This window comes from Leisingera sp. ANG-S5 (genome assembly GCF_000813925.1).
GTDB lineage: Bacteria > Pseudomonadota > Alphaproteobacteria > Rhodobacterales > Rhodobacteraceae > Leisingera.
This window is the reverse complement of record NZ_JWLH01000008.1, coordinates 22,256-47,498: the sequence shown is the minus strand read 5'-3', so window position 1 is coordinate 47,498 and position 25,243 is coordinate 22,256. Positions and strand designations below refer to the sequence as shown.

The window sequence follows — 25,243 nt, the reverse complement described above, 5'->3', positions numbered from 1 at the left end:
ACCTGACCAATTGGCAAAGTCTGTTTTTTGGGCAGGCTTGGGACGAGCAGATCTTGATAGGGCAGGGGCGTGCTCCCGCCTGTTCAGCGGCAATCTGAAGAATGCCCTTCACAGTTGGGCGTGGCCCTGTGCTGCGCTCAGGGCAGGGGTTGTGCTGAGATGCGCTCTAAGGGCAGGTGTGCCCTGAGAGAGCCTGGTCAATTGTGATATCGTCCAAGACAGCCTCAAGGGTAAACCGCGCTGGCGCGCGGCGGCTGTGCCGCCCTTGACCCTGTCTTGGCCAAGCGGAGCAGCTCGCAGCGCTTCTAACCGCTGCCGATCAGCGCGCCGGCGCCCAGCACCAGCGCACCGCCCAGCACCACCTGCATAGTGGCGCGCCAGAACGGGGTTTCCATGAACTTGTTCTGGATCCAGGCGATGGCCCAGAGCTCCACAAAGACGATCAGCAGCGCCAGGGTGGTGGCGGTCCAGAATTCCGGGATCAGATAGGGCAGGGCGTGGCCGAGGCCGCCGACGGTGGTCATGATGCCGGAGGCCAGCCCGCGTTTGACAGGGGAGCCGCGGCCAGAGAGCTCGCCGTCGTCGGAGGCCGCTTCGGTGAAGCCCATTGAGATGCCCGCCCCGACCGAGGCCGCCATGCCAACCAGGAAGGTGGTCCAGGTGTCCTGGGTGGCAAAGGCGGTGGCGAAGATCGGCGCCAGGGTGGAGACCGAGCCGTCCATCAGCCCGGCCAGTCCCGGCTGCACCCAGGTCAGCACGAACTGGCGGTGGGCGGCGCGGTCCTCGTCCGCGCGGGTGTCTTCGTCCAGATGCGCCTCCTGCAACTCGCCCGCACGGGCCTGGTGCCCTGCCTCCGCTGCGGCGAGGTCGCCCAGAAGCCTGCGGGTGGCGGCATCCTGCGTGCGGGCGGCGGCGTGGGTGTAAAACCGTTCGGCATCGCGCTCCATCGCGCGGGCCTCGTCGCGGATGCGGTCGAGGCTCAGGTTCTCCATCAGCCAGATGGGGCGGCGGGCGTAGTATCCCGCCACATGCTCGCGCCGGATCAGCGGGATTGCGGGGCCGAACCGGCTTTCGTGCAGGGCAATCAGTTGGGCGCGGTGCTCGTCTTCCTCCGCCGCCATCCCGTCAAACAGTGCCGCAGAGGCGGGGTATTCGCTGCGCAGCCGCTCGGCATAGCCGCGGTAGATGCGCGCATCGTCCTCCTCGGAGGAAATTGCCAGGGCCAGGATCTCTTGCCCGGTCAGGTCCGTAAACCGTTTGCGCTGGGTGAAAAAACGCATCTGCCGCCCCTCAATTTAGAATAATTCTAAACATAACGGTTCCGCGAGGGAGCGCAAGATGATGCGGGTTCTGCTGTTGCAATGGGGCGGCGCAGGCTACATTAGGCCCAGACCCCTACGCAGCCATTGGAGCCCGCATGAACCAGCAAGCCAGCGTCCTGCGCACCGGCCGCAAATTCGATCAGGTCCTGGACGGCGCGCGCGAGGTGTTCCTGGCGGACGGGTTCGAAGGCGCCAGCGTCGACAAGATTGCCAAGGCGGCGGGGGTCTCCAAGGCGACGCTCTACAGCTATTTCCCTGACAAGCGGGTCTTGTTCATGGAGGTGGTGCGGTCAGCCTGCGTGCAGCAGGCGGATGCTTCGCTGGATCTGGCGCCCGGCAGCTGCGGGCCGCGGGACGTGCTGCGGGCGGCGGCGGAGCGGGTGCACGGGGTGCTGCTGGGCGGTTTCAGCCTGCAGCTGTTCCGCATCTTCGTGGCTGAGGCCGACCGGTTCCCGGAGCTGGGGCCGATGTTCTACGAAAGCGGTCCGATGGTGCTGCACGGGGAGATCCAGGCCTATATGGAGGCTGCGGCGGCGCGGGGCGAGCTAAAGATCGAAGACGCCGATCTTGCCGCGGCGCAGTTCATCGAGCTGTGTAAGGCGGATGTGTTCCTGCGGTTCCTGTTCAAGATCGACACCGAATTCTCTGAGGCCGAGCGCGAGCGGGTGATCAGCGGCGCGATTGACACCTTCATGGCGCGTTTCGGGGCCTGACTTGCCGCCCCGTGGCAGGGGCTGCTGTCCTGTTAGTGTGTGGTGAAGCTGTTGGGGGTGCTGCGGTAGGTCTCGTGGCAGCTGAGACAGCTTTGCATCAGGCCGGGCAGGGTGCGGCGCAGGGCGGGCAGCGAGCGGGTGCTGAGGTTGCGGGCCGCGGCCTCTGCGGTTCCGGCGCGGGTCTTGAAATCCTTCCAGCTGTGCCAGATCAGCGGCCGCGCGTTGGAGCGCGCATCCAGCCGCGGTTTCTTGAAATGCTTGCGAATGCTGCCGGTGGATTTGATCAGCTGGCGCCGGGCGCTGCGCGCCTTGTCCCGGTCGAAGACGATGCGTCCGGCCATCATCCCGGTGAGCACATCCATCGCCGCTTTCTGCCCTGTCATCAGGGCCATCCGCCGGGTCACATGTTTGCTGAGACCGCTGTCTGCCGTGACCGGGGCGGTCACGCCTGCGGCCAGAGCGGCGAGGATCACGAGGAAGGCGAGCCCCTTGAGACGGCGCAGGGTCATTGCGCAGCGCCCCTGCGGATTGACCGAATCGCATTTTGAGAACAAAATAAGAACATCTGCCAAAAAACTCCTGTAACCTGCCGCCTGCCGGCCCTTGCTGCCCGATTTGCCCATGCCCCATCGCCGCATTCTGTCGCTGTGGTTTCCGCGCCTTGGCGCCGAACGCATTTTGCGGGCGGAGCGCGGCGGTATTGCCGGGCCGCTGGCCGTCGTTGAGGAAGTCTCCAACACTCAGGTTATTTCCGCGTTAAACCTGGCCGCCTCGGCAGAGGGGCTGCAGGCCGGCCAGCCCTTGCGCGATGCCCATGCGATGTGCGCGGGCCTGGTGGTGCGGCCGCGCAACCGGGCGGCGGAGATGGCGTTCCTGGCCGCACTCCGGCGCTGGGCAGGCAAGTTCAGCCCCTGGGTGGCGGAGGCGGGGGAGGACGGGCTTACCATCGACCTCACCGGCTGCGCGCATCTGTTCGGCAGCGAGGCGGCGCTGATGGAGACGGCGGGGCAGGATTGCGCGGAGATGGGGCTAAGCGTGCGGATGGGGCTGGCGGACACCCTGGGCGCGGCCTGGGCGCTGGCGCGCTATGCGGGGGAGGAGGCGGCGCCGGAGCGGTCGGGCGACGCCATCGACCAGGAGGCGCGGGCAACCCGTGCCCGGGCGCAGAAACGCCAGAGCGTCAAGCGGCGCCACTGGACCCGCGGCGGCGCGGCGCCGCAGCTGCAGGCGGCGGTGCCGCAGCTGGGGCGGATTGCCGAAGCCGGCCAGGCCTATGGCGCGCTGGCGCCCTTGCCGGTGGCGGCGTTGCGGCTGGACAGCGCCACCGTGGCGCAGCTGAACCGGCTGGGGCTGCGGCGGATCGGCGATCTCTTGGGCCAGCCGCGGGCCAGCCTGGCGCGCCGGTTCGGCCAGGGGCTGGTGCTGCGGCTGGACCAGGCAATGGGCAGCGCGCCGGAGCCGGTCTCGCCCGCGCGCAGCCCGGACCGTTTTGCGGTGCGGCTGACCCTGCCGGAGCCGATCGGGCTGATGGAGGATCTGCTGGCAGGCATCGACCGGATGCTGCCGCGGCTGTGTGCCCGGCTGGAGGCGCGCGGCAAGGGCGCCCGCGTGCTGCGGCTGGAGGCGCACCGCTGCGATCAGGAAATGGAGGCCGTGACCCTGGGCCTGGCCCGTGCCAGCCGCCAGCCTGCCCGCATCCGGCCGCTCTTGGAGATGAAGCTGGAGCAGATCGACGCGGGTTATGGCATCGACATGCTGCGGCTGGAGGTCTTGCAGGCGGAAGCCATTCATGCCCGCACCCCGGCGGGCCATCTGCAGGCAAGTGCCGCGGCGCGGGCGCGGCAGGAGGATGGCGCCGCGCTGGAGGATCTGATCGGCCGGCTGGGCGCGCGGCTGGGGATGGAGGCAATCACCCGCTGCCATCCGGCGGAGAGCCACATTCCGGAAAAAACCTTCACCGTGCAGGCGGCGGCCTGGTCGGAGCCTGCCTCCGGCGATTGGCCCTTGCCGCCGCGCCCGCGGCCGCTGCTGTTGTGGCGGCCTGAGCTGGTCCATGCGCCGGATGTGCCGCAGGTGCCGGAGCAGTTCAGGTGGCGCGGCCGGGACTGGGCGCTGGCAGCGGCGGAAGGCCCGGAGCGGATTGCGCCCGAGTGGTGGCTGGAAGACCCGGAGTGGCGCAGCGGGGTGCGCGATTACTGGGTGGTGGCGACAGGCTGCGGGGCGCGGCTGTGGCTGTTCTTTGCCCATGGCGGCGCGCTGTCGCCGGGCTGGTTCTGCCATGGGTCGTTTGCGTGACCGGGCACGCGGAAACGGAGGGACAGTTCGGCGCGCGGCGAAGGGTTTTGCTTGGGTGTCCCTGCGCAAACCGCATAGGGTAGGAGCATGATCACACCGCGCTTCGACATTCTGGGCCAGGCCATCAGTGACGCCAGCCGCACGCAGATGCTGTGCGAGCTGATGGAGGGCCGCGCCTATACCAACAAGGAGCTGGCGGCTGCTGCTGGGGTGACGCCGCAAACCGCCTCGGCGCATTTGCGGCTGCTGCAGGACGCAGGGCTGGTGGTGGCGGAAAAGCGCGGCCGCTGCGTCTATCACCGGCTGGCAGGCGCCGAGGTGGCGCACGTGCTGGAGCAGCTGGCGGCAATTGCGCCTGCCGACAGCCTGCACCGCGCCCAGCAGCGCAAGGCGGGCGGGCTGGCACAGCTGCGCAGCTGCTACGACCACCTGGCAGGCCCGCTGGCGGTGGCGATGACCCGCGCCTTCCTGGACCGTGGCATGCTGGTGGAGGAACAGGGCGCCTTTCGCGCAGAACCCGCCGGAGAATGGCTGAAACTGGGGGTGGTGCTGCCGGAAAAAACCGGCCGCCAGCCCTTCGTTCGGCCCTGCTTGGACTGGACCGAGCGCAGGCTGCATGTGGCGGGACCAATGGGGCGGCAGATCCTGGAACATGCCTTGGACAGCGGCTGGGTCAAACGGCACCGGCACAAGCGCGGGCTGATGCTGACGGCGCCCGGACGGGTGGCGCTGGAGCAGATCCTGGGGGTGCAGTGCGGGGCACTGGCGGCGGCCTGAGAGGGTCTGAAAAAGGCTCTAATACAGCCGGAAACGCGCTACTTTCGCCTGTGCGCATCCTGCACCACACGAAAAATCGAACGTTAAAACCCTTGATTTGCCGGGGAAACGGCGCAACCTGTTATCTATGAGCTTTGATCAGGTGCAGCCTTTTCCCGGATCTCCCATACCTCAGCAAGTCGCCTTTGACCGCCGGGAACTGTCGGTCATTATGACTCTCTATGGCCGTATGGTGGCCGCCGGGGAGTGGCGCGATTACGGGATTTCTTCCTTGCGTGATCTGGCAGTTTTCTCCGTCTTCCGGCGCACGGCAGAGCATCCGCTCTACCGGATCGAAAAGCGCCCCAAGCTGCGGCTGCGGCAGGGGCAGTATTCGGTGGTCGGCATGGACGGGCATATCCTGAAGCGCGGGGCGGATCTGAAGACCGTGCTGAGGGTGCTGGAGCGCAAGCTGATCCGCTCCGTGGAGTAGCCGCAAGCTTTGCGGCAGGGCGGGGACCGGAAAATTCGAATTTTCCGGCTAAAAATCTTCGCAAGATTTTTGCCGCCGGTGGCGGGCGCAGGGGCCTACGCCAGCCGTTTATGCGAGGTAAGCGGGCCGTCGCCTTGGGCCTGTATACGCTTTATTGCAGCACCGATGGGTTCGATGGCCACCGCCATGTCATGGGCATTGGCATGGATCAGCGTCTCTGCGTCCCGCACCAGGGCGACATGACCCTTCCAGAACAGGAGATCGCCGCGGCGGTAGTCTGCGTCCGGAACGGGCTCGCCCAGTTCCTCCTCCTGCATGTCGCTGTCACCAGGGCAGGGGGTGCCGCATGCCAGCAGCGCGGCCTGCACCAGGCCGGAACAGTCGATGCCAAACCGGCTGTTGCCGCCCCAAAGGTAGGGGGTGCCGAGGAACAGCTCTGCCACCATCACCGGATCATCGGCATGGGCACCCAAGGGCGACAGGTGGCGGGCGGGGATGAAGCCAAGGCTGGTTTCCACGAACCGCCCAGTGAACTGCCCGGTGCCGCCCATCACCTCCACCCGGCTGCCGTGGCTGAGGGCGCTGGTTTCCGGCGATTTGAAATCATCCGCGGAATAGGCGTGGGTGGCCGGGGCGCTGACCCAGTGGGTGGCCTCGAACGGTGTGGTCAAGGCGGAACTGGGAACATAGCCCACGTAGGAATCCTTGGCGGCCTGCAGGAAGGCCCAGCCGCCACAGTCCTCGTAGACCGTGACCGGTTCGCCGTAGACCAGCTGGCGGTCGCGGGCGCCGTCCGGTGTGCGCAGCAGGTCTGCGACGGGCATGCCGATGCGGGCGGCAATGCCGTCAACACGTTCCAACCCTTCAGGCGCGTGTGTCAGATGGGCGGCGGCGATGCGGTCATTTACCGGAGTACGGCGGCGGTCTGCCATGGGATCAGAGCTCCAGCATGTCCGGCAGCGCAGCAAACAGAGCGCGGGCGCCCTGCAGGGCGCCGCCCTTGGGGCGGCCGGGTGCTGCGCTGGGGGTCCAGCCGTAGATGTCGAAATGCATGTAGCGGGTGTCCCCGGCAAAGCGGCGCAGGAACAGGGCCGCGGTAATGGAGCCTGCGAACCCGCCTGAGGGTGCGTTGTCGAGATCGGCTATACCGGGTTCGATCATCGTCTCGTAAGGATCGTGGAAGGGCATCCGCCAGACCGGGTCGGCGGTGCGCGCCGCACTGGCCGCAAGCGCCGCGGCATCATTTTCGTGATCCGTATAGTAGGGCGACAGGTCCGGGCCGACCGCAACGCGGGCCGCGCCGGTGAGTGTGGCCATGGAGACCAAGAGGTCCGGCGAGCCCTCTGCCGCCAGCGCCAAGGCGTCGGCCAGAACCAAACGGCCCTCTGCGTCGGTGTTGTTGTTCTCGACCGTCAGCCCCTTGCGCGACATCAGCACGTCACCGGGGCGGAAGGCAGAGCCGGAGACGGCATTTTCCACCGCGGGGATCAGCACCCTGAGCTGCAGCTTCAGCCCGGCATCCATGATCATGCGGGCGAGGCCCAGAACATTGGCTGCACCGCCCATGTCCTTTTTCATCAGTGCCATGCTGTTTCCGGGCTTGAGGTTCAGCCCGCCGGTGTCGAAACAGACGCCCTTGCCCACCAGGGTGAGCTTGGGGCCGGTGCGGCCCCAGCGCAGGTCTATGAGCCGCGGCGCGCGGGTCGAGGCGCGGCCGACGGTGTGGATCAGCGGGAAGTTCCGAGCCAAGAGGTCCTCGCCCAGGGTGACGGAGATTTCTGCGCCGAATTCCTGCGCGAGGGATTCGGCTGCGGCTTGAAGCTCTGCCGGGCCCATGTCGGAGGCGGGTGTGTTGATCAGGTCGCGGGTCAGGCATTCCGCCGCGGCCAGCGACTCCACGGCGGCGGAATCCACGGCCTCCAGTGTCTGCAGGGCCGCAGTTTCGCCCTTGGCCTCCTTGTAGCGGTCGAAGCGATAGGCCGTGAGCAGCCAGCCCAGCGACTCGCTGGCGGCATCTTCCGCGGGCAGGCCTGAGGCGATGCGGTAGGTTCCGGCGGGCAGTTTCTGCACGGCTTCGGCCAGCACGAAGCGGCGGCGCGCGCGCTGGGCGGCGCTGCCGTAGCCCGCAAGGGCCATTTCGATCCCGCCATCGGCATCCGGCACTGTCAGCGCCTGGCCGCAGGCGCCGGTGAAGCCCTGCGCCGATGCCCAGGCCTGAACGCGCTGCGGCTGGCCTGAGAGCCAGCTGTCCAATTCATCGCTTGCAATAACATGCACAGGGCAGGCGTCAGGGCCGGGCGCGGCAAAGACTGGCGGCATCGAAAAAACTCCGGTTGCAATCACTTCTGATGCGCCAGAGTAGCCGCCGCCGCGCGGCCTGCAAGCCCTGCGGGCTGCACAATTGTCAGATCGTCATGTCCTGCTGGTCCCAGACCGCGGTCAGCGAACGCTCGCCCACCCGCATCAGCCGGAACAGGATGGCGGCGACCGCCGGCCCGTCCTCGGCATCAATCGCCTCGGTAACGTCCTTGGCAATTGTTGCCAGCGCGGTCATGCCGATCTGTTCGGCCATTGCAATCAGCGACCGGGCGCTCTTGCGCAGGTTCATCATATCGTTCTGCCGCCACAGACGCTCGCAATGCGTCAGGCGGACCGCCATTTCCTCAATCGCCCGGCACACGACGTCCTCAGCACCGGCCTCGCCGAGCTGTTCATAGAGCGCGGAAAGTTTGTCTGGATCTAATCGCACTGTCTCGGAGTGCATCACTGTCAGTATATTGGCCACCACATTCACCCAATTCTTCATGCCCCCACGGCACGCTGCCCAATGTGGAAGCCAGAAGTTTTCAAAAGGTTTCCGCGGGCGGATCAAATCCCTCGAATTTTGAGACAATGCAGGGTAATACGGCCGGCAACGTGAAATGAACCGAGGATTCGACAATGGAATTTGCCAAGCCTCTCCCGAGCTATCTGGTGACCCGTTATCACGGCTGGAAAGCCACTTCATACGAGGAAAACCAGGGCTGGTACCGCCGTCTGGCGACCGAAGGCCAGCGGCCGCGGGCGATGGTGATCTCCTGCTGCGACAGCCGGGTGCATGTGACCTCGATCTTTGGCGCTGACCAGGGCGAGTTTTTCATTCACCGCAATATCGCCAATCTGGTGCCTCCGTTTGCGCCCGATGGCGACCACCACGGCACCTCGGCGGCGGTGGAATATGCGGTCACCGCGCTGAAGGTCTCGCATCTGATCGTGCTGGGCCATTCGCAGTGCGGCGGCGTGCAGGGCTGCATCGACATGTGCAAGGGCCATGCGCCGCAGCTGGAGGAAAAGACCAGCTTTGTCGGGCGCTGGATGGACATTCTGAAGCCGAAATTCGGCGGGGTTGCGGATATTGACGACCCGGTAGAGCAGGCGCGCCAGTTCGAACGGCAGGCGGTTGTCGCCTCGCTGGAGAACCTGATGACCTTCCCGTTCATCGAATCGGCCGTGAAGGCCGGAGAGCTGAGCCTGCACGGTCTGTGGACCGACATCGGCGAGGGCGGGCTGGAATGCTATGACCCCAAGGCGGGTACCTTCGCCCCGGTCTGAGGTCAGGCCGTTTCCTTGCTGATCCCGAATGCAGCCGCCAGATTGGCGGCTGCTTGCGTATAGCCCCCTGCCGCGCCGTCGATAAAGTGGATGTGATCGTCCTCCACCGGAGAGGGCACGATGCAGGTGACCATGGCAGCGTCCTGTTCGTGCAGTCCGAACTGTACCAGACCGGCCGAGGCGGCCTGTTGCAGTTTCTGGCGAATGCGGCGGCTGATCCCGGGCGTGCAGTCCAGTGTCATCTTGAGCCCGTCGTCGAATTTGCGGAAGTCGGAATGCGCCCGCAGCATCGACAGGTAATGCAGCGTGTCAAATGCGCCCACGCGCCGTTTTCCGGTGAAAACCCAGGCGGCAAAGGCGCAATGGCCTAGCAGATAGAGCTTGCGGAGGAACAACGGAAGCCGGCCGCGGGAGGCCTTGGCCTCAAGCGTCAGACCAGCAGGCGGAAACTGCAGCCGGGGGCCTGCCTCGGGAACGGGGTGGCCGCTGTCCTCGAGCTCTGCCGCCAGATCCAGCACATCAGCGGCGAGCCGGGCAAAGTCCTGCGGGCTGGCGCCGGGGGCGGGCTGGGCCACCACAGACAGGATGATGCCGTGTCGGGCGGGGGTGTTGCTCCAGCGGCAGGAGAGGCCTGCGAGGTCGGGCGGGTCCGCCTGCGGGGCAGGGGCAACCGCAAAGGCGCCGGCCTTCATCTGCGCTTCCGCCCAGGCCAGGCCACCGCCGCTGAACATGGCGAAATCGGCGTGGTCCGACACCGCGTAGCGGGCCACCTGCACATCCAGCCCCTCGTCGCGGATCGCAGAGGCCGGAAGGACCGCGGCGCGCAGGGAGATGCCGTATTCATCTTCGGTCCAGCTGCGTAAGGATCCCAGAACGCGCTGTGTTGTGGCCTGATGGCGGGGCGGCACCGCGAAAGAAGCGCCGTCGCCACCGAAGACATAGGGAAACGCCTCGCCCTTAAGCGCGTTACGCATGGCGGCAATCACTGCGGCGCCGACCATGTTCACGGTCTTGTAGCGGCCTGCCTTCACCAGTCCGGTGGAATTCACGATATCGGTGCAGCAAAGCAGCCAATCGCCGGGCAGCGGCGCAAAGACCGATGGGTCGGAGAGATCGCTGAAATCGCGGACCTTGGGGAGGGTGGCATAGAAAGTGTCCGTCGTCATATGCGTCTTCCCTCTGTGGCACGGTCCCGCGGCCTGCCGTTTCTGTGTAAACAAATTGTGCGCCCGCGCCAAACATGCAAGCTGTACGGCAGTCACGAAAAACTGTGCAGGACTTGGGGGAGAGAAAATGCAGGCAGGATTGATCTTATTGTGCCTGGCCTATGTGCTGAGTCAGTTTTTTCGCGCCTTCCTGGCCGTTTTGTCCGGGGTGCTGGGGCTGGATATCGGTGCTGCGCCGGATGATTTGGCCTTTGCCTCCGGGCTTTGGTTTCTGTCCTTTGCGGCAATGCAGCTGCCGGTAGGCTGGGCGCTGGACCACGTTGGCCCCCGCAAAACGGCGTCGCTGCTGCTGCTGCTGGGCGGCGGCGGCGGTGCGGCGCTGTTTGCCGCTGCTACAGCCCCCTGGCATGTCGGTGCCGCCATGTTCCTGATCGGCATCGGCTGTTCGCCGGTGCTGATGGCGTCCTACTATATCTTCGCCCGCCAGTACCCGCCCGCGCGTTTCGCCACATTGGCGGCGCTGATGCTGGGGGTGGGGTCGGCCGGCAACCTGGTGGCGTCTTACCCGACTGCACTGGCGGTTGATCTGTTCGGCTGGCGCGGCACGCTGGCGGGGCTGGCGGTTGTTTCGGGTATCGTCGCGGCGGGGATTTTCATGACCGTCAGTGATCCGGACAAGCCTGAAGGGGAGCACACGGGATCGGTGCTGGACCTGCTGAAGATGCCGGCGATGTGGGCGATCTTCCCGCTGATGCTGGTGGCCTATGCGCCGTCGGGAGCGCTGCGGGGGCTTTGGATCGGGCCTTACTTAAGCGATGTCTACGGACTCAGCACCCAGGCTGTGGGGCTGGCGACGCTGGTGATGGGGGCAGCGATGATTGCCGGCACCTTTGCCTATGGGCCGCTGGACCGGGTGCTGGGCACCCGCAAGTGGCTGATCCTGGGCGGCAACCTGTTGGGCTGCGCGGCCCTGGGCGGGCTGATCCTGGCCACCGGCGCGCCGGTCTGGATGCCGGTGGTCATGATGGCGGCCGTTGGCTTCTTTGGCGCGTCCTTCCCTGTGATCATGGCGCACGGGCGTGCCTTTGTGCCGCCGCATCTGGCCGGGCGGGGGGTGACGCTGCTGAACCTGTTTGGCATCGGCGGGGTGGGAATCATGCAGTTTGCAACGGGCCGTCTCCACGCAAATCTGGCCGGAGCGGACCCATCCTTGCCCTACACGGGTATTTTCACCTTCTTTTTGGTGCTTCTGGGGCTCGGCTGCGCAATTTATCTGCTCAGCCGCGACAGCATGGACTGATCGGCCCCTTTAAACTTGTCCCCATAGGCAGTATCACTCCCGCGCCGGCCATGGGGCCGGGCAATACTGGAGAAACAGACAAATGGGTTACCGCATCGTCGTCGTTGGCGCCACTGGCAACGTGGGCCGCGAAATGCTGAACATCCTGGCCGAGCGCCAGTTTCCTGTGGATGAGATCGCTGCGCTGGCAAGCCGCAAATCTCTCGGCACTGAAGTCAGCTTTGGCGATAAGACACTCACTACCCAGGATCTGGACACCTTCGATTTCACCGGCTGGGACATGGCGCTGTTTGCCGTCGGCTCCGCCGCGACCAAGGATTACGCGCCCAAGGCCGCTGCGGCGGGCTGCACCGTGATCGACAACTCGTCGCTCTACCGTTACGACCCTGACATCCCGCTGATCGTGCCGGAGGTGAACCCGCAGGCGATCCACGGCTATGCAAAGAAGAACATCATCGCCAACCCCAACTGCTCGACCGCGCAGATGGTTGTGGCGCTGAAGCCGCTGCACGACCGCGCCAAGATCAAGCGCGTTGTGGTCTCGACCTACCAGTCGGTGTCCGGTTCCGGCAAGGACGCGATCGACGAGCTGTGGAACCAGACCAAGGGCGTTTACGTCCCTGGGCAGGAAGTGCAGCCCAAGGTCTACCCCAAGCAGATCGCCTTCAACGTCATTCCGCATATCGACGTCTTCATGGAAGACGGCTCGACCAAGGAAGAATGGAAGATGGTTGCCGAGACCAAGAAGATCGTCGATCCGTCGATCAAGGTCACCGCGACCTGCGTCCGGGTGCCGGTGTTTGTCGGCCACTCCGAATCCGTGAACATCGAGTTCGAGGACTTTCTGGACGAGGACGAGGCCCGCGACATCCTGCGCGAGGCGCCCGGCATCATGGTGATCGACAAGCGCGAGGCCGGCGGCTACGTGACCCCGGTGGAATGCGTTGGCGATTTTGCCACCTTCATCAGCCGCATCCGCCAGGATTCGACCATCGAGAACGGCCTGAACCTGTGGTGTGTCAGCGACAACTTGCGTAAGGGCGCGGCGCTGAACGCGGTGCAGATTGCCGAACTGCTGGGCCGCGAGGTCCTGAAGAAGGGCTGAGGCATATATCCTTTTGGTGAGGGGGGTGCTTCGAAAGAGGCGCCCCCTTTGCTTTTGCGCCCCTGCCGGAGGGCGGCGGCCGGGCCTAACCTGATCCTGAAATTATGAGTGAAGGAGGTGAGGCCATGCTGGCGCAAAAGGAATTTCCCGCAAATGTCATGAACCAGAACGCTGCCCCGGCGCAGACCGCCTGGGCCAGCGCACGTATCCACAAGCGGCTGGATTCGGAGATGGCGGCGCAGCTGCGGATGCTGCTGGCGGGGATCTTTCATTCCGCCCAAAGCTGGCTGGAGCTGCGCAAGGGGCTGAAGCAGCACGGGTTTTACCTGCGCCGGAAAGGGCTGCGCCTGCTGCTCTGCGATATGCACAGCCATGTGGAGATCTGCTCTTGCCGGTTTCTGGGGTTTCCTGCGGCAGTGCTGGAACAGCGTTTGGGCAGCCTTCTGCCGCGGGCCTGAGGCAGGCAACGGCCGGGCTGGCCGGACCTCCCTGACGGGGGTAGCATGGCATCAGGCGGGACCACCGCCGTGATTTTTGATTGAGAGATGCCAATGCGATTTTCTTTGATGGCTTTTGCCTTTTCTTCAATTGCCGCGGCGGCGGCTGCGGACACTATCCCCGTCAGCAGCACGGTGTCGGAGGTGACGCTGTATCCCGGGCTGGCGGAAGTCACCCGCAGCGCCGCGCTGACCCTGCCGGAGGGGCGCCACCGGCTAATCCTGCAGAACGTGCCCAGAACGGCTGCGCTGGAGACACTGCAGGTGGAGATCGCCGGCGCCCGCCGCGTCGCCACCCTGCTGCGTGAGAATTACGTGCCGCCGCGCGATGCGGATGACCCTGAGGTCGAGGCCGCCGAGGCGCGGGTGCGCGAAGTCGAGGCGCGGATTGCCGCGGTGCGGGACGAGGCAGCGCAGGCACGCGCCGGGGTGCGGGCGGCGGAGGCCTCAATCGGGTTCCTGCAGCAGCTGGGCACAAACGAAGGTTTGGCTCAGGCGGATGCGGTTGCATTGAGTGAAATTGCCCGGATGATCTCTGCGGAGGCGGCGGGCGCCAGTCAGGCAGCCGTGGCGTCAGAGGCTGAGGCGCGCCGGATCGAGCTGCAGATGCAGGACTTGGAAGAAGAGCTGGCAGAAGCGCAGGCGGCACTGGCGGCGATCACGCTCGAGGATGACGACCGTCTGTACATCGCAGTGGACATCGAGGCGGAGCAGGCGGGTGAGGGCGCCGTCAAGGTGAGCTACTATACCGCGGGCGCGGGAAATATCGGCTGGCAGCCGTCTTATGAGATGCACTTGAATACCGTGACGGAGCAGCAGGTGATCCTGAAGCGTGCGGTGATGCTGGTGCAGGATACCGGCGAGAACTGGCAGGATGTGGCGCTGACACTGTCGACAGCGGTGCCAGGTGATCAGGGCAGCCCGTCGGTGCTGCACCCCTGGCTGCGCCGGATCGAGGAGCCGCAGCCGCCGCGGGCGCTGAAGTCCATGGGGCAGGATGTGGCGGAAATGTCTGCGCTGGCAGAGCCGGTGCTGGAAGCGCCCATTGTTGAGGAATACAGAAGTCCCGGCTGGGGTGCGGATCTGGGCGGTGCGGCGGCGACCTATCGCTTCGGGTTGCCTGTGTCGATTGCCTCCGGCGCCGATTTGCTGCGGCTGGAAATGGACAGCCTGACGGCGGAGGCAAAAGTGCAGGCGGTGGCGGTGCCGTCACGGGATGACACGGCTTATCGGGTCGCGACCTTCACCAACACATTTGCCGAGCAGCTGCTGGCCTCGGATGAGGTGCCGCGGTTTGTCGATGGCAAGCTGGTCACAGTGGAGGACTTCGCCGGGCTGGCGCCGGGGGCGGAGATGGACGCAGGGTTCGGCCCCATCGAAGGGCTTCAGTTGCGCCGCGACGTGCTGGGGCAGAGCGAAGGGGAGCAGGGGCTGATCTCACGCAGCAACGCGCAGGTGCAGAAAGTGGAGATCACGGTGGAGAACCTGACCGCGCAGGACTGGCCTGTCCGGGTGCTGGACCGGGTGCCCTATTCGCAGCAGGACGATTTGGAGATCACTTGGAGCGCCACGCCGCGTCCCGCGGAGGAAAACGTCGAGAAGCAGCGCGGCATTCTGGCCTGGGATCTGGAGCTGGGTGCTGGCGAGAGTGAAACCATCCAATTGGATACCACGCTCAGCTGGCCCGAGGGTATGCTGCTGCGCTGACGCTGGTTTGGTGTCAGGCAACGGACAGGTGGCTCCCGCCCGTCGTCAGGCATTGAAAATACCTTCCTCCCGTTGGGCGTGGCACCGCGCTTGGCGCGGTGCCACGCCCAAGACAGCTGCCGCTGCGCTGGCAAAGCCGGAGCAGCGGGCAGGCGCGGGAGTGCTTCCTTTGCGATGTACGGCAGGCGGTTAGTCTGCCTTCCACTTGGCCGCTAAATCACGGGCGTTGCGGGCAAGCACCATGACGTCGATGCCGACCGCCAGGAACTGCGCGCCCATGTCCGCATAGGCCTGAGTAGCCTCATCCGTGGTGCCGAGGATGCCGGGGGCGATACCAGCCGCCTTGATGCGGGTGATGGCATCAGCAATTGCGGCGCGCACCTCCGGGTGGGCGGAGTTGCCTTGGTGGCCCATGTCGGTGGACAAATCCGCCGGGCCGATGAAGACGCCGTCGATGCCCTCGACCTGCAGAATTTCGTCCAACGCAGCCATCCCGGCGCGGTTTTCCACTTGCACCAGCAGGCAGACTTCCTGATCGGCGGTCTGGATATACTCGGAGACCGTGCCGAACATGGTGGCGCGGGCCGCCGTGGCACCGACGCCGCGCAGGCCCTTGGGCGGGTAGTGGCAGGCGCGGACCAGCTCGCGGGCCTGTTCGGCGCTTTCGACGATCGGCACCAGCACCGTCTGGGCGCCTGCATCCAGCACTTGCTTGATCATCCAAGTCTCCCCCACCGGCACCCGCACCACCGGGTGGCTGGGCGAGGCCGCCAGCGCCATCAGTTGGTCGCGGATCGAGCGGATGTCGTTGGGGGCATGCTCGCCGTCGATCACCAGCCAGTCGAAGCCGCAGGTGCCCATGATCTCGGCGAGCTGGCCGTCGGCAAAGCTCATCCAGCAGCCGATCTGGCGTTTGCCCTGTGTTAGAGCCTGTTTGAAGCTGTTCTTGGGCGCGGGCATGGAGGCCTCCTGTCAGGCGAAATTGATGGATACAGAACCGAAGGGGCCGAAATCTGCGGCGATCTCCGAGCCCGGCGGGCATTCGATGGGGCGGATGAAAGAGCCTGAGAGCACGATATCCCCGGCCTCGATCTGTTGTCCATATTCCGCCATCCGCCGCGCCAGCCACAGGACCGAGGTGACGGGATCGTTCAAAACACCCGCGCCGAGGCCGGTTTCCTCCACCGTGCCGCCCCGGGCCAAGATGGCGCCGACCCAGCGCAGGTCATGCGCGTCCACCGCGTGGCGCTCCGCCCCCAGAACCACGCCGGCATTGGCGGCGTTGTCGCTGATGGTGTCGGTGATGATGCGGGCCTGGCCGGTTGCGGGGTCGGCGCGCAGGATGCGGGTGTCGAGGATTTCCAGCGCCGGCGCCACATAGTCTGTTGCGGCCAGAACATCTGCACGGGTGCAGTGGGCGCCTGCGAGGGGGGATTTCATGACAAAGGCGATCTCCGCCTCCACCCGCGGCTGGATGAAGCGGCCTTCGGGGACGGTGGCGCCGTTTTCAAATGCCATGTCGTCCAAGAGCACGCCGCTGTCGGGGGTGGTGATGTTCAGCGCCTGCTGCATGGCGCGGCTGGTGAGGCCGATTTTCCAGCCGATTTTCCTGCGGCCGGAGGCCAATTTTTGCCTTATTAGAGCCTGTTGCACCGCATAGGCATCGTCCAGCGTCATGCCGGTATAGGCCAGCGAAAGCAGGCCGCATTGCTGGCCGGATTGCTCGGCTTTGAACAGCCGGTCAGCGGCTTCCTGATGCTGTTTCGGGGTCATGCCTCTCCCCCGCTGAACTCATCTTCAACCGTGTTGCGTAAGGTTCCGATGCCTTCGACCTCAACCTCGACCACGTCACCGGGTTTCAGGTACTTCGGCGGATCAAACCGCGCGCCTGCGCCTGTCGGGGTGCCGGTGATGATCACGTCGCCGGGCTGCAGGGTGGTGAAGGTGGAGATATAGGCGATTTCTTCGCGGATCGGGAACATCATGCGGGCCAGGTTGTCATCCTGGCGGATCTCTCCGTTCACGCGGGTGATGATTCGGGCGTTGTCCAGCTGGGCGGCATCGGTGAAGGGCACAAGCCAGGGGCCGATGGCGCCGGAATTGTCCCAGTTCTTGCCTTGTGTCACGTTGAATTTGGCGTGGCGCACCCAGTCTCGGATGGTGCCCTCGTTTGCCAGCGTCAGGGCTGCGATGTGACCATAGGCGTCTTCGGGCTTGATCCGGCGGCCCGGCTTGCCGATCACCACGGCGACCTCCCCCTCATAGTCCAGCGTGTGGTTTTCGGGCGGGCGGATCAGCGGACGCTCTGCTCCGGTGAAGGAACGCGGGAAGCGGGGAAACAGGGACATGTGCTTGGGCTGGGCAGAGCCGTCCTTGTACTCCGCGTTGCGGTCCGGGAAGTTGACGCCGACGCAGATGATCTTCTCCGGGTTGGGGATGGGGATCTCATAAGTGAAATCCGTGTGGGTCACGGGTTGGCCTTCGGCGGCCTGAGCCAGCGCGGCCAGGCCGTCCGCGGCAATCACCTCGCGCAGGGTGGGCCAGTCCGGGAACTGCGGCGACAGGGCGATCATGCCGGCGTCCGTCACCGCGCCATAGAAGGTTTCGCCGTCGGCGGTGTAGGTACCAAAGCGCGTCATTACAGGTTCCTTGCGATTTCGGTGATGACGTCGAAGGCCATCATCACGTCTGCTTCCGTGGTCTCGAATTGACCCGCCTGGAAGCGGATCACCAGCTGGCCGTCGAGGCGGGTCTGGGTCAGGTAGATGCGGCCATCGCCGTTGATTGCATTGACCAGCCGCAGATTCAAATCGTCGAGGTCCGCCGCGCCCTCGGGCGCATAGCGGAACGACCAGAGCGACCACATGGGCGCGGAAGTGAATTGAAAATCAGGCTCTAACTTGAGCTTTTCGTGCAATTGTTTCGACCACGTGATGTGGTTGCGCAGGCGCTGGCGCAGGCCCTCCAGGCCGTAGGTGCGGATCAGGAACCAGATCTTGAGCGCGCGGAAGCGGCGGCCCAGCGGCACCGACCATTCGGAATAGTTGATGATGCCGTCATGGCCGTGGGTCTTGAGGTATTCCGGGCTGATCGCGAGGGATTGAATCAGATCATCCGGGTTTTTCAGGAAATGGGCGGAGCAGTCGAATTGCACGCCCAACCATTTGTGCGGGTTGAAGACGATGCTGTCGGCGCGTTCGACGCCGGGCCAATAGTGGCGGTATTCGGGGCAGATCATCGCGGAGCCGGCCCAGGCGGCGTCCACATGGGTGTAGAGACCGTATTTTTCAGCGACGTCCAGCACCTGGTCCACCGGGTCGGTGGCGCCAACGCCGGTGCCGCCAACGCAGAGGATCACACCTGCGGGCTGGTGGCCTGCGGCGAGGTCGGCCTGGATGGCGGCCTCCAGCGCTTCGGGGTCCATGCCGCGCCAGTCCCCCTTGATCGGCACGCGGATCAGGTTCTGCTGGCCGATGCCCGCAACCCAGATGGCCCGGTCGATGGAGGTGTGGACTTCGGAGGAGCAATAGATGCGCAGCGCCTTCTTGCCGAACAGCCCTTGTTGGTTGCCCTGCCAGTTCAGCGCCTTTTCCCGCATCGTCAGGACGGCTGCGAGGGTGGCGGAGGAGGCGGAGTCCTGGATGACGCCCTGGAACTGGTCCGGCAGGTCCAGCGCCTGGCGCAGCCAGTCCATCATCCGGGTTTCCATCTCGGTCGCCGCTGGAGAGGTCTGCCACAGCATGCATTGCGGTGCGATGGCGGCGGTCAGGAATTCCGCCAGCACCGAGGGCGCGGCGGCGTTGGAGGTGAAATAGGCAAAGAAACGCGGGTGCTGCCAATGGGTGATGCCCGGCATTACGATGTCTTCGAAATCGCGGAAGATTGCCTCCATCCCCTCGCCGGCCTCAGGCGGGGTTTGGGGCAGGGCGTTCAGCACCTCGCCGGGTTCTGTTCTGGCGCGCACGGGGCGGTCACCAACGGTCAGGTGGTAGTCCTGGGTCCAATCCGCGACCCGGCGGCCCCATTCGGAGAATTCATCCCATTTCATTTTTCTTACCTTACTTCTACCGGGGCGCGATTGCGCACACCCTCGGGACGGTCGCGATCCTGATGTTTAGGGTGCAATAATCGGCTGCGCGTTCAAGGCGCTGGGTTTCGGAGTGGTGCCTTCAAACACCGAGCCTTCCTCAAACCAGCTGCGCGGCGCCGGGGCGCCCCAAAGGGTCTGGCGCTGCGGGTCGGTGAGCGACCATTTGATCGGCTCCAGATCCGGATCGACGGTCTGGTAGTCAGAGCAGTAGATTTCGATCCGGTGGCCGTCTGGGTCGCGCACATAGAGGAAGAAGGCGTTGGAGATGCCGTGGCGGCCGGGGCCGCGCTCGATGTTATCGACATAACCAGTGGTCGACATCAGGTCCAACAGGTCGATGATATTCAAGGGGTTCGGCACCCAGAAGGCGGTGTGGTGCAGGCGCGGGCCGAGACCATTGGTGAAGGCCACGTCATGAACGCCGCCCTTGCGGTGCATCCAGGCGGCCCAGACCTTGCCGCTCTCGTCATCTTCAGTGAACTCAGTGGTTCGGAAGCCCATCTCGTTATAGAAGGCAATCGCGCCGTCCACATCCGCGCTGAACATGTTGAAATGGTCGATGCGCAGCGGTTTTACCCCGTTATAGAGCCTGTATTTCTGATGGATCGGCTCCAGCCGGTCCATTTTAACGTAGAACTCCAGCGGGATGCCCCAGGGGTCGCGGGTGCGCAGGGTTTTGCCCATGTGCGGGCGCTCCACCCATTCGACGGGTAGGTCCTTGGAAGCGAAGAACTCCGCTGCCTTATCCAGGTCGGGCTCATCATAGAGCTTGAAGCCCAGCACCCCGACCGAGGCCGTGTCCGCCTGCACCAGCACGATGCAGTGGTGGCCGCGTTCCTCCATCGCACGCAGATAGATGCGCTCGCTGTCCTCATGCGTCACCTGCAGGCCGAGGGTATCCACATAGAAGGCGCGGGAGGCGGCGAGGTCGGTCACGGCGTATTCGACGTGGCTGAGCCGCACGATGTTGAAGGGCGGATAGAGGTTCGGGGCGGGGACAGGCATTCGGGGTCTCCTTTTACTGAACCGGGAAGATCACGTTGGTCTGGCCGGTGCCGGAACTGGGGAAATACTCGGTGATCACTTCGCAGGGGGCAGTGTAGCTGTCCCAGCCAAGCGCGCCATACAGCATGGCGGTGTCGTGCATGGAACCTTCGCCGCAGCAGAAGTCGGCGTATTCGCCCAGCATTTTGAGGAAGGTGGCGTGGTCGCCCTTCTGCCACAGCTCTAGCACCCGCAGGTCCATCTGGCGGTTGAACTCGGAACTGATGGTGAAGGTGCCATTGTTGGCGGCATAATCCTTGTTTGCCCAGATCTTGTGGCTGAGCGAGCCGGAGGCGACCAGCAGCACCTTGCTGTCCGAGGCTTCGACTGCTTCGCGGATGGCCTCGCCGATCACCCGGCTTTCGTCGTGATCGTGGACGGTGCACCAGGCGGCGACGGAGACCACCTTGAAATCGCCTTCGCGGCTCATGAAACGCATCGGGACCAGGGTGCCGTATTCCAGTTCCAGCGAGTCGAGCTGGTGCGACAGGGTGTAGACGCCCTTGTCCGACGCCGCTGCCGCGATGGCATCGCCCAGGGCCGGGTTGCCCTCGTACTCATAGGGCAGGTTCTGGATGAACTGCGGGAATTCGTTGGAGGTGAACAGCCCCTTGAAACGGCTGTTGGCGTTGATGTGGTAGCCCGCGTTGATCACCCAGTGGGTGTCGCAGATCACGATGGTGTCGGCGCCGAGCGCCTTGGCGCGGCGGGCGATTTCCCGGTGGCCGTCGATGGCGGGCTTGCGGGCGCCCTCCAGCCGACCGGGCTGTTCCGACATCAGCATGGTGGGCACATGGGTGCATTTGGCGGCGAGAACGATTTCTCCCATGGTCTTCTCCTCAAAGACGGGTTGCGCGTTTCCTTGAGGTCAGGCACCGAGGCGCGGGATCTTATGGTGGCCCAGGGCAAAGCCGATGTGTTTCTGTTCCATGTAGAACTCGAACGACCAGTCGCCGCCATCGCGGCCGATGCCGCTGGCCTTGACCCCGCCAAAGGGGGTTGGCAGGTGGCGGACGTTTTCCGAGTTCACCCAGATCATCCCGGCCTCCAGATGGTTAGTGAAGCGCAGGGCGCGGGTGAGGTCGTTGGTCCAGACATAGCCGGTGAGGCCGTACTGCGTGTCATTGGCCAGTGTCAGAGCCTCATCCTCGTCTTTGAAACGGATCGCGGTGAGGACCGGGCCGAAGATTTCCTCCTGCGCGATGGTCATATCGTTGGTCGCATTGGTGAACAGCGTCGGGCGGACGAACCAGCCCTGATCGCCAACGCGGGTGCCGCCGGCGGCGATGGTGGCGCCGTCCTGTTTGGCTGTCTCGAAGTAGGATGTGACCTTGTCGAAATGCACCTTGTGGATCAGCGGGCCGACCTCTGTGGCGGGGTCCAGCGGGTGGCCGACGCGGATGTTGTTCACGCGTTCGATCAGCTTGGCCTCGAACTCCTCCGCGATGCTCTCCTGCACCAAGAGGCGCGAGGAGGAGGTGCAGCGCTCGCCGTTCAGCGAGTAGATCATGAAGATCGCGGCATCGAGCGCGCGGTCGAGGTCAGCGTCATCGAAGACCACCACTGGGTTCTTGCCGCCGAGCTCGAAATGCACCCGTTTCAGGGTATCGGCGCCCTGTTTCATGATCATCGATCCGGTTTTGGACTCGCCGACAAAGGCAATGGCCTTGATGTCTGGATGCTCGGTGAGGGCCTTGCCGGCATCCTCGCCAAAGCCGTTCACCAGGTTCCAGACACCGGCGGGCAGACCTGCCTCGTGGGCGATTTCGGCCAGGATGCGGGCGGTGAGCGGCGAGAATTCAGCCGGTTTGTGGACCACGGTACAGCCTGCGGCCAGGGCAGGTGCGATCTTCCAGGTCGACAGCATGAAAGGCGTGTTCCACGGGGTGATGACGCCGACCGGACCGATCGGGACCCTGGTGGTCACGTTCATCAGCGTCGGCGATTGCAGCTGCTGGCCGTCGCGGGCGGAGGTGGCCTTGTCGGCAAAGAAGCGGAAGTTCTCAGCACCGCGCAGGGCCGCCTTGGACATGAAGCGCAGGGCCTGGCCAGTGTCCCAGCATTCGCACAGCGCGATTTCCTCGGCGCGTTCGACGATTAGGTCGGCGATGCGGTGCAGGATTTTCTTACGCTCCAGCGCCGGCATGTCGCGCCAGGCGGGGAAGGCCGCCTTGGCGGCCGCTGCCGCAGCGTCGATGTCCTCAGCGCCGCCTTTGGCAACAGAGCAGATCACGCTTTCATCGACGGGTGACGATGTTTCGAAGGTGTTGCTGGAGGCGGCGGGGCGGCTCTCGCCGCCGATCAGGTTCAGGATGCCGGTCTCGCGGAAGCGGGCCAGGTGGCTTTTCAGCGTTTCGATGTTGGTGGTCAGATCGCTCATCACTGGTCCGCCTTTTGCATGTGCTCGCGGATGGTGCCGCATTTCGGGGAAAGCTCCGGGTCGACGTTGCGCATCTCCAGCGACAGCGCGATGGAGTGCTGTTGCATGGCCGGCTCAAGGAAGGATTGCGCTGCCTCGAACACCGCCTGGGCTGCGCGTTTGCGGGTGTCCAGGTCACGGCCCGCGCGCAGCCGGATGGAGATGTCGAGATAGCCGTGCCGGTCATCGCCGTCGGCAATGGAGGTGTGATTGGCCGCAAAGGCACGCACCCGGATGCCCGCAAGGGGGAACACGCCGGTGGCTGCCGCTGCCTGCCGCAGATGGCAGCACAGGGCGGCGATGTCGGTGCGCGCCTCCATATTGGCTGAGTAGTCCAGCGTGATGTGCGGCATCTGCGTTACCTCTCCTGAATTACTTAACATGTTTAGCAATTGTGCGGCGATGAGTCAAGCGGAAGAAACCCAAGCGGCAATTGCGTTTAGCCGGAAGCGGGGCGATACTCGGGTATGACCAGGATGATGCCCTCCACCGACCGTTCGCTGCCAATCGCCCTTTTGCGGGCGCGGGAGCGTGTCATGGGGCCGATCCGTGCCCTGCTGAGCGGCGCGGGGCTTACCGAGCAGCAGTGGCGCGTTTTGCGGGTGGTGCAGGAGAGCGGGCCGATTGATCCAACCCAGATCGCCGACAAGGCCTGCCTGCTGCTGCCCAGCCTGACGCGGATCCTGCAGAAGCTGGAGGAAAAGCAGCTGATCAGCCGGGAGCGCGACAAAGAAGACCGCCGCCGTCAGGTGGTGCGGATTGCGCCTGCAGGGGAGAAGATCATCACCGACAACCTGGAGGCCAGCCTGGAGCTGATGGAGCAGACCCGCCGGAAGATGGGGGTGGAGCGCTATGAGGCTCTGCTGGATCTGCTAAACGAGCTGGACCAGATCGACCTGCCGGAGTGAGTCGGATTTGCCGCATTTGGCGCGGATGCCGGGGTGCGTGACGCAAATGGACCAGATTATTCAGTTTTGTGGCGGGTCAATGATTTTCATGCTATTGTCAAATAAAATCAATTGTCTAGATGTGGTTTGAGACTGCATTGCTGCAACCTGTGATGCTGCATCTGCACAGGTGATTTCCCGCCTGTGACGCAAATGGCGCTGCCGATGTCCGAAATCCCTCTGTGATGTGACGCATTTCTCACTCATCCTGCCGGGGACAGTTGATGAGGACATCATGCGGTACTCTGGCCTGAAAGTGATCAAGGAGGCCCTGACGGGCCACAAGGGATGGCGCCCGACCTGGCGTGATCCGGAACCCAAGAAAAGCTACGATGTGGTGATCATCGGCGGCGGCGGGCACGGGCTGGCGACGGCCTATTACCTGGCCAAAAACCACAACATCACCAATGTCGCGGTGATCGAGAAGGGCTGGATCGGCGGCGGCAACGTGGGCCGCAACACCACCATCATCCGCTCCAACTACCTGCTGGACGGCAACGAGCCGTTTTACGAGCTGTCGCTGAAGCTGTGGGAAGGGCTGGAGCAGGACTTCAACTATAACGCCATGGTCAGCCAGCGCGGCATTCTGAACCTGGTGCATACCGATGCGCAGCGTGATGCGGCGCGGCGGCGGGGAAATGCGATGATCCTGAACGGGTCCGACGCGGAGCTGCTGGATACCGATGGCGTGCGGGCGATGTACCCGTTCCTGAATTTCAATGATGCGCGTTTCCCGATCAAGGGCGGGCTCTTGCACCGCCGCGGCGGCACCGTGCGCCACGATGCGGTGGCCTGGGGCTATGCCCGCGGGGCAGACCTGCGCGGCGTGGACATCATCCAGAACTGCGAAGTCACAGGTTTCAAGATCGAAAACGGCAAGTGTCTGGGCGTGGAAACCACCAAGGGTTTCATCGGCGCCAACAAGGTCGCGAGCTGTGTGGCTGGATCTTCCAGCCGGGTGATGGAGAAGGCGGGCATGCGCCTGCCGATCGAGAGCCACGTGCTGCAGGCGTTTGTCTCTGAGGGGCTGAAGCCGGTGCTGGACGGGGTCATCACCTTTGGCGCTGGTCACTTCTATTGCAGCCAGTCGGACAAGGGCGGCCTGGTCTTTGGCGGCGATCTGGACATGTACAACTCCTATGCGCAGCGCGGCAACCTGCCGGTGGTCGAGGACGTGATGGAAGGTGGCATGGCGCTGATCCCGGCGCTGGGCCGGGTGCGGATGCTGCGCAGCTGGGGCGGTATTATGGACATGTCGATGGACGGCTCCCCCTTCATCGACAAGACGCATATCGACGGTCTCTATTTCAACGGCGGCTGGTGCTACGGCGGATTCAAGGCAACCCCGGCCTCGGGCTGGTGCTATGCGCATCTGCTGGCGACCGATACCCCGCACAAGGTGGCAACGGCCTACCGGCTCGACCGGTTCCGCCGCGGCTGCATGATCGACGAAAAGGGCCAGGGCGCCCAGCCGAACCTGCACTGAGGAAAGGAAGACAGCGATGATTATCAACCATCCGATCCTCGGGCCGCGGGATTTCCAGGAGTTCACTTACCTGGGTGATGCGTCCCTGATCGACCGGCCGGACTGGCAGGCTGACAATGCGTCGGATCAGTTCCACGACTACCTGTATCTGCGCGACAACCCGGCGGGCGAACACCGTGAACTGTGGTTCCATGAGCAGGGCGACCGGTCCTGGCTGGTGGTGACCCGCAACACCGTGACCCACGAAATCCTGAATGTCGAACTGGCCCGTGATGTGGCCCGGGCAAGGGGGCGCAGCAAATGACTGACGCA

General features: G+C 64.7%; 26 protein-coding genes. 12 read left to right on the top strand and 14 right to left on the bottom strand.

Features of this window, described 5'->3' with window-relative positions; translation table 11 throughout:
• Window positions 1-305 precede the first annotated feature (305 nt).
• Window positions 306-1,280 (bottom strand): iron exporter MbfA, encoded by a 975-nt coding sequence (mbfA, locus tag RA25_RS13235; RefSeq protein WP_039172972.1) that lies wholly within the window; start codon window positions 1,278-1,280, stop codon window positions 306-308.
• 137 nt (window positions 1,281-1,417) lie between these two features.
• Between mbfA and RA25_RS13230 the strand changes: the two genes are divergently transcribed.
• On the top strand, window positions 1,418-2,035 hold the full coding sequence (locus RA25_RS13230; protein ID WP_039146981.1) for a TetR/AcrR family transcriptional regulator: 618 nt from the start codon (window positions 1,418-1,420) through the stop codon (window positions 2,033-2,035).
• A 32-nt stretch (window positions 2,036-2,067) separates the two neighbouring features.
• On the opposite strand, the gene RA25_RS13225 is transcribed toward RA25_RS13230, so the two are convergent.
• Window positions 2,068-2,544 (bottom strand): c-type cytochrome, encoded by a 477-nt coding sequence (locus RA25_RS13225; protein ID WP_039147064.1) that lies wholly within the window; start codon window positions 2,542-2,544, stop codon window positions 2,068-2,070.
• A gap of 112 nt (window positions 2,545-2,656) precedes the next feature.
• Here RA25_RS13225 and RA25_RS13220 point away from each other — a divergent pair, with 112 nt between their 5' ends.
• The 3 genes from RA25_RS13220 (at window position 2,657) to RA25_RS13210 (ending at window position 5,579) form a co-directional block, all read left to right on the top strand.
• A complete protein-coding gene (locus RA25_RS13220) occupies window positions 2,657-4,330 on the top strand; it encodes a Y-family DNA polymerase (RefSeq protein WP_039172969.1) in 1,674 nt (557 codons plus the stop codon).
• 87 nt (window positions 4,331-4,417) lie between these two features.
• The gene (locus tag RA25_RS13215; protein WP_039172965.1) at window positions 4,418-5,107 is read left to right on the top strand and encodes an ArsR/SmtB family transcription factor; all 690 of its coding nucleotides are present in this window, start codon (window positions 4,418-4,420) and stop codon (window positions 5,105-5,107) included.
• A gap of 127 nt (window positions 5,108-5,234) precedes the next feature.
• Window positions 5,235-5,579, top strand: coding sequence for a DUF2794 domain-containing protein (locus RA25_RS13210; protein ID WP_029204641.1), 345 nt, complete (start codon window positions 5,235-5,237; stop codon window positions 5,577-5,579).
• Between the two features lie 95 nt (window positions 5,580-5,674).
• Here the strand turns inward: RA25_RS13210 and RA25_RS13205 are convergent, their stop codons facing one another.
• The 3 genes from RA25_RS13205 to RA25_RS13195 form a co-directional block, all read right to left on the bottom strand.
• Entirely contained in the window at window positions 5,675-6,511 is an 837-nt protein-coding gene (locus RA25_RS13205; protein WP_039146988.1) for a C40 family peptidase, read from the bottom strand.
• 4 nt (window positions 6,512-6,515) lie between these two features.
• On the bottom strand, window positions 6,516-7,898 hold the full coding sequence (locus RA25_RS13200; RefSeq protein WP_039172962.1) for a leucyl aminopeptidase family protein: 1,383 nt from the start codon (window positions 7,896-7,898) through the stop codon (window positions 6,516-6,518).
• An 85-nt stretch (window positions 7,899-7,983) separates the two neighbouring features.
• Window positions 7,984-8,343 carry a hypothetical protein gene (locus tag RA25_RS13195; protein ID WP_052254254.1) on the bottom strand — a complete coding sequence of 120 codons (360 nt, stop codon included), beginning with the start codon at window positions 8,341-8,343 and terminating at the stop codon, window positions 7,984-7,986.
• Between the two features lie 176 nt (window positions 8,344-8,519).
• Between RA25_RS13195 and RA25_RS13190 the strand changes: the two genes are divergently transcribed.
• Complete coding sequence (locus tag RA25_RS13190; RefSeq protein ID WP_019294554.1) at window positions 8,520-9,170, top strand: carbonic anhydrase; 651 nt, start codon at window positions 8,520-8,522, stop codon at window positions 9,168-9,170.
• Window positions 9,171-9,172: 2 nt separating this feature from the next.
• Here the strand turns inward: RA25_RS13190 and RA25_RS13185 are convergent, their stop codons facing one another.
• Window positions 9,173-10,336 (bottom strand): DUF3095 domain-containing protein, encoded by a 1,164-nt coding sequence (locus RA25_RS13185; RefSeq protein ID WP_039146993.1) that lies wholly within the window; start codon window positions 10,334-10,336, stop codon window positions 9,173-9,175.
• A 127-nt stretch (window positions 10,337-10,463) separates the two neighbouring features.
• On the opposite strand from RA25_RS13185, the gene RA25_RS13180 reads away from it, so the two are divergent.
• From RA25_RS13180 to RA25_RS13165, 4 genes are all read left to right on the top strand, one after another.
• The gene (locus RA25_RS13180) at window positions 10,464-11,636 is read left to right on the top strand and encodes an MFS transporter (protein ID WP_019294552.1); all 1,173 of its coding nucleotides are present in this window, start codon (window positions 10,464-10,466) and stop codon (window positions 11,634-11,636) included.
• Window positions 11,637-11,718: 82 nt separating this feature from the next.
• Window positions 11,719-12,741, top strand: a complete 1,023-nt coding sequence (locus tag RA25_RS13175) for an aspartate-semialdehyde dehydrogenase (RefSeq protein WP_019294551.1) — start codon at window positions 11,719-11,721, stop codon at window positions 12,739-12,741.
• A gap of 125 nt (window positions 12,742-12,866) precedes the next feature.
• Complete coding sequence (locus RA25_RS13170; RefSeq protein WP_019294550.1) at window positions 12,867-13,199, top strand: hypothetical protein; 333 nt, start codon at window positions 12,867-12,869, stop codon at window positions 13,197-13,199.
• 93 nt (window positions 13,200-13,292) lie between these two features.
• Entirely contained in the window at window positions 13,293-14,945 is a 1,653-nt protein-coding gene (locus RA25_RS13165) for a DUF4139 domain-containing protein (protein ID WP_039172959.1), read from the top strand.
• A 189-nt stretch (window positions 14,946-15,134) separates the two neighbouring features.
• Here RA25_RS13165 and RA25_RS13160 read toward each other — a convergent pair whose 3' ends face one another.
• The 8 genes from RA25_RS13160 to RA25_RS13125 all read right to left on the bottom strand — a co-directional run bounded on the left by RA25_RS13160 (window position 15,135) and on the right by RA25_RS13125 (window position 22,851).
• Window positions 15,135-15,905, bottom strand: coding sequence for an aldolase/citrate lyase family protein (locus RA25_RS13160; protein ID WP_039172954.1), 771 nt, complete (start codon window positions 15,903-15,905; stop codon window positions 15,135-15,137).
• Window positions 15,906-15,917: 12 nt separating this feature from the next.
• Window positions 15,918-16,718: a 2-oxo-hept-4-ene-1,7-dioate hydratase gene (gene hpaH, locus RA25_RS13155; protein ID WP_039172951.1), complete on the bottom strand. Its 801-nt coding sequence runs from the start codon at window positions 16,716-16,718 to the stop codon at window positions 15,918-15,920.
• Window positions 16,715-17,584, bottom strand: a complete 870-nt coding sequence (locus tag RA25_RS13150; RefSeq protein WP_039172948.1) for a fumarylacetoacetate hydrolase family protein — start codon at window positions 17,582-17,584, stop codon at window positions 16,715-16,717. The genes hpaH and RA25_RS13150 overlap by 4 nt, the downstream gene beginning before the upstream one ends.
• Window positions 17,584-18,993, bottom strand: a complete 1,410-nt coding sequence (locus RA25_RS13145; protein WP_039172946.1) for a pyridoxal phosphate-dependent decarboxylase family protein — start codon at window positions 18,991-18,993, stop codon at window positions 17,584-17,586. The genes RA25_RS13150 and RA25_RS13145 overlap by 1 nt, the downstream gene beginning before the upstream one ends.
• A gap of 66 nt (window positions 18,994-19,059) precedes the next feature.
• Complete coding sequence (gene hpaD, locus RA25_RS13140) at window positions 19,060-20,040, bottom strand: 3,4-dihydroxyphenylacetate 2,3-dioxygenase (protein ID WP_019294544.1); 981 nt, start codon at window positions 20,038-20,040, stop codon at window positions 19,060-19,062.
• Window positions 20,041-20,053: 13 nt separating this feature from the next.
• Complete coding sequence (hpaD, locus tag RA25_RS13135; RefSeq protein WP_039172943.1) at window positions 20,054-20,908, bottom strand: 3,4-dihydroxyphenylacetate 2,3-dioxygenase; 855 nt, start codon at window positions 20,906-20,908, stop codon at window positions 20,054-20,056.
• Window positions 20,909-20,947: 39 nt separating this feature from the next.
• Window positions 20,948-22,459 carry a 5-carboxymethyl-2-hydroxymuconate semialdehyde dehydrogenase gene (gene hpaE, locus RA25_RS13130; RefSeq protein ID WP_039172941.1) on the bottom strand — a complete coding sequence of 504 codons (1,512 nt, stop codon included), beginning with the start codon at window positions 22,457-22,459 and terminating at the stop codon, window positions 20,948-20,950.
• Window positions 22,459-22,851 (bottom strand): 5-carboxymethyl-2-hydroxymuconate Delta-isomerase, encoded by a 393-nt coding sequence (locus RA25_RS13125; protein ID WP_039172938.1) that lies wholly within the window; start codon window positions 22,849-22,851, stop codon window positions 22,459-22,461. The genes hpaE and RA25_RS13125 overlap by 1 nt, the downstream gene beginning before the upstream one ends.
• A gap of 114 nt (window positions 22,852-22,965) precedes the next feature.
• Between RA25_RS13125 and hpaR the strand changes: the two genes are divergently transcribed.
• From hpaR to RA25_RS13110, 3 genes are all read left to right on the top strand, one after another.
• Complete coding sequence (gene hpaR / locus RA25_RS13120; protein ID WP_019294540.1) at window positions 22,966-23,406, top strand: homoprotocatechuate degradation operon regulator HpaR; 441 nt, start codon at window positions 22,966-22,968, stop codon at window positions 23,404-23,406.
• Between the two features lie 274 nt (window positions 23,407-23,680).
• Window positions 23,681-24,931, top strand: coding sequence for a sarcosine oxidase subunit beta family protein (locus RA25_RS13115; protein WP_019294539.1), 1,251 nt, complete (start codon window positions 23,681-23,683; stop codon window positions 24,929-24,931).
• A gap of 16 nt (window positions 24,932-24,947) precedes the next feature.
• Entirely contained in the window at window positions 24,948-25,235 is a 288-nt protein-coding gene (locus tag RA25_RS13110) for a sarcosine oxidase subunit delta (RefSeq protein WP_039172935.1), read from the top strand.
• The last annotated feature ends 8 nt before the right edge of the window (window positions 25,236-25,243 follow it).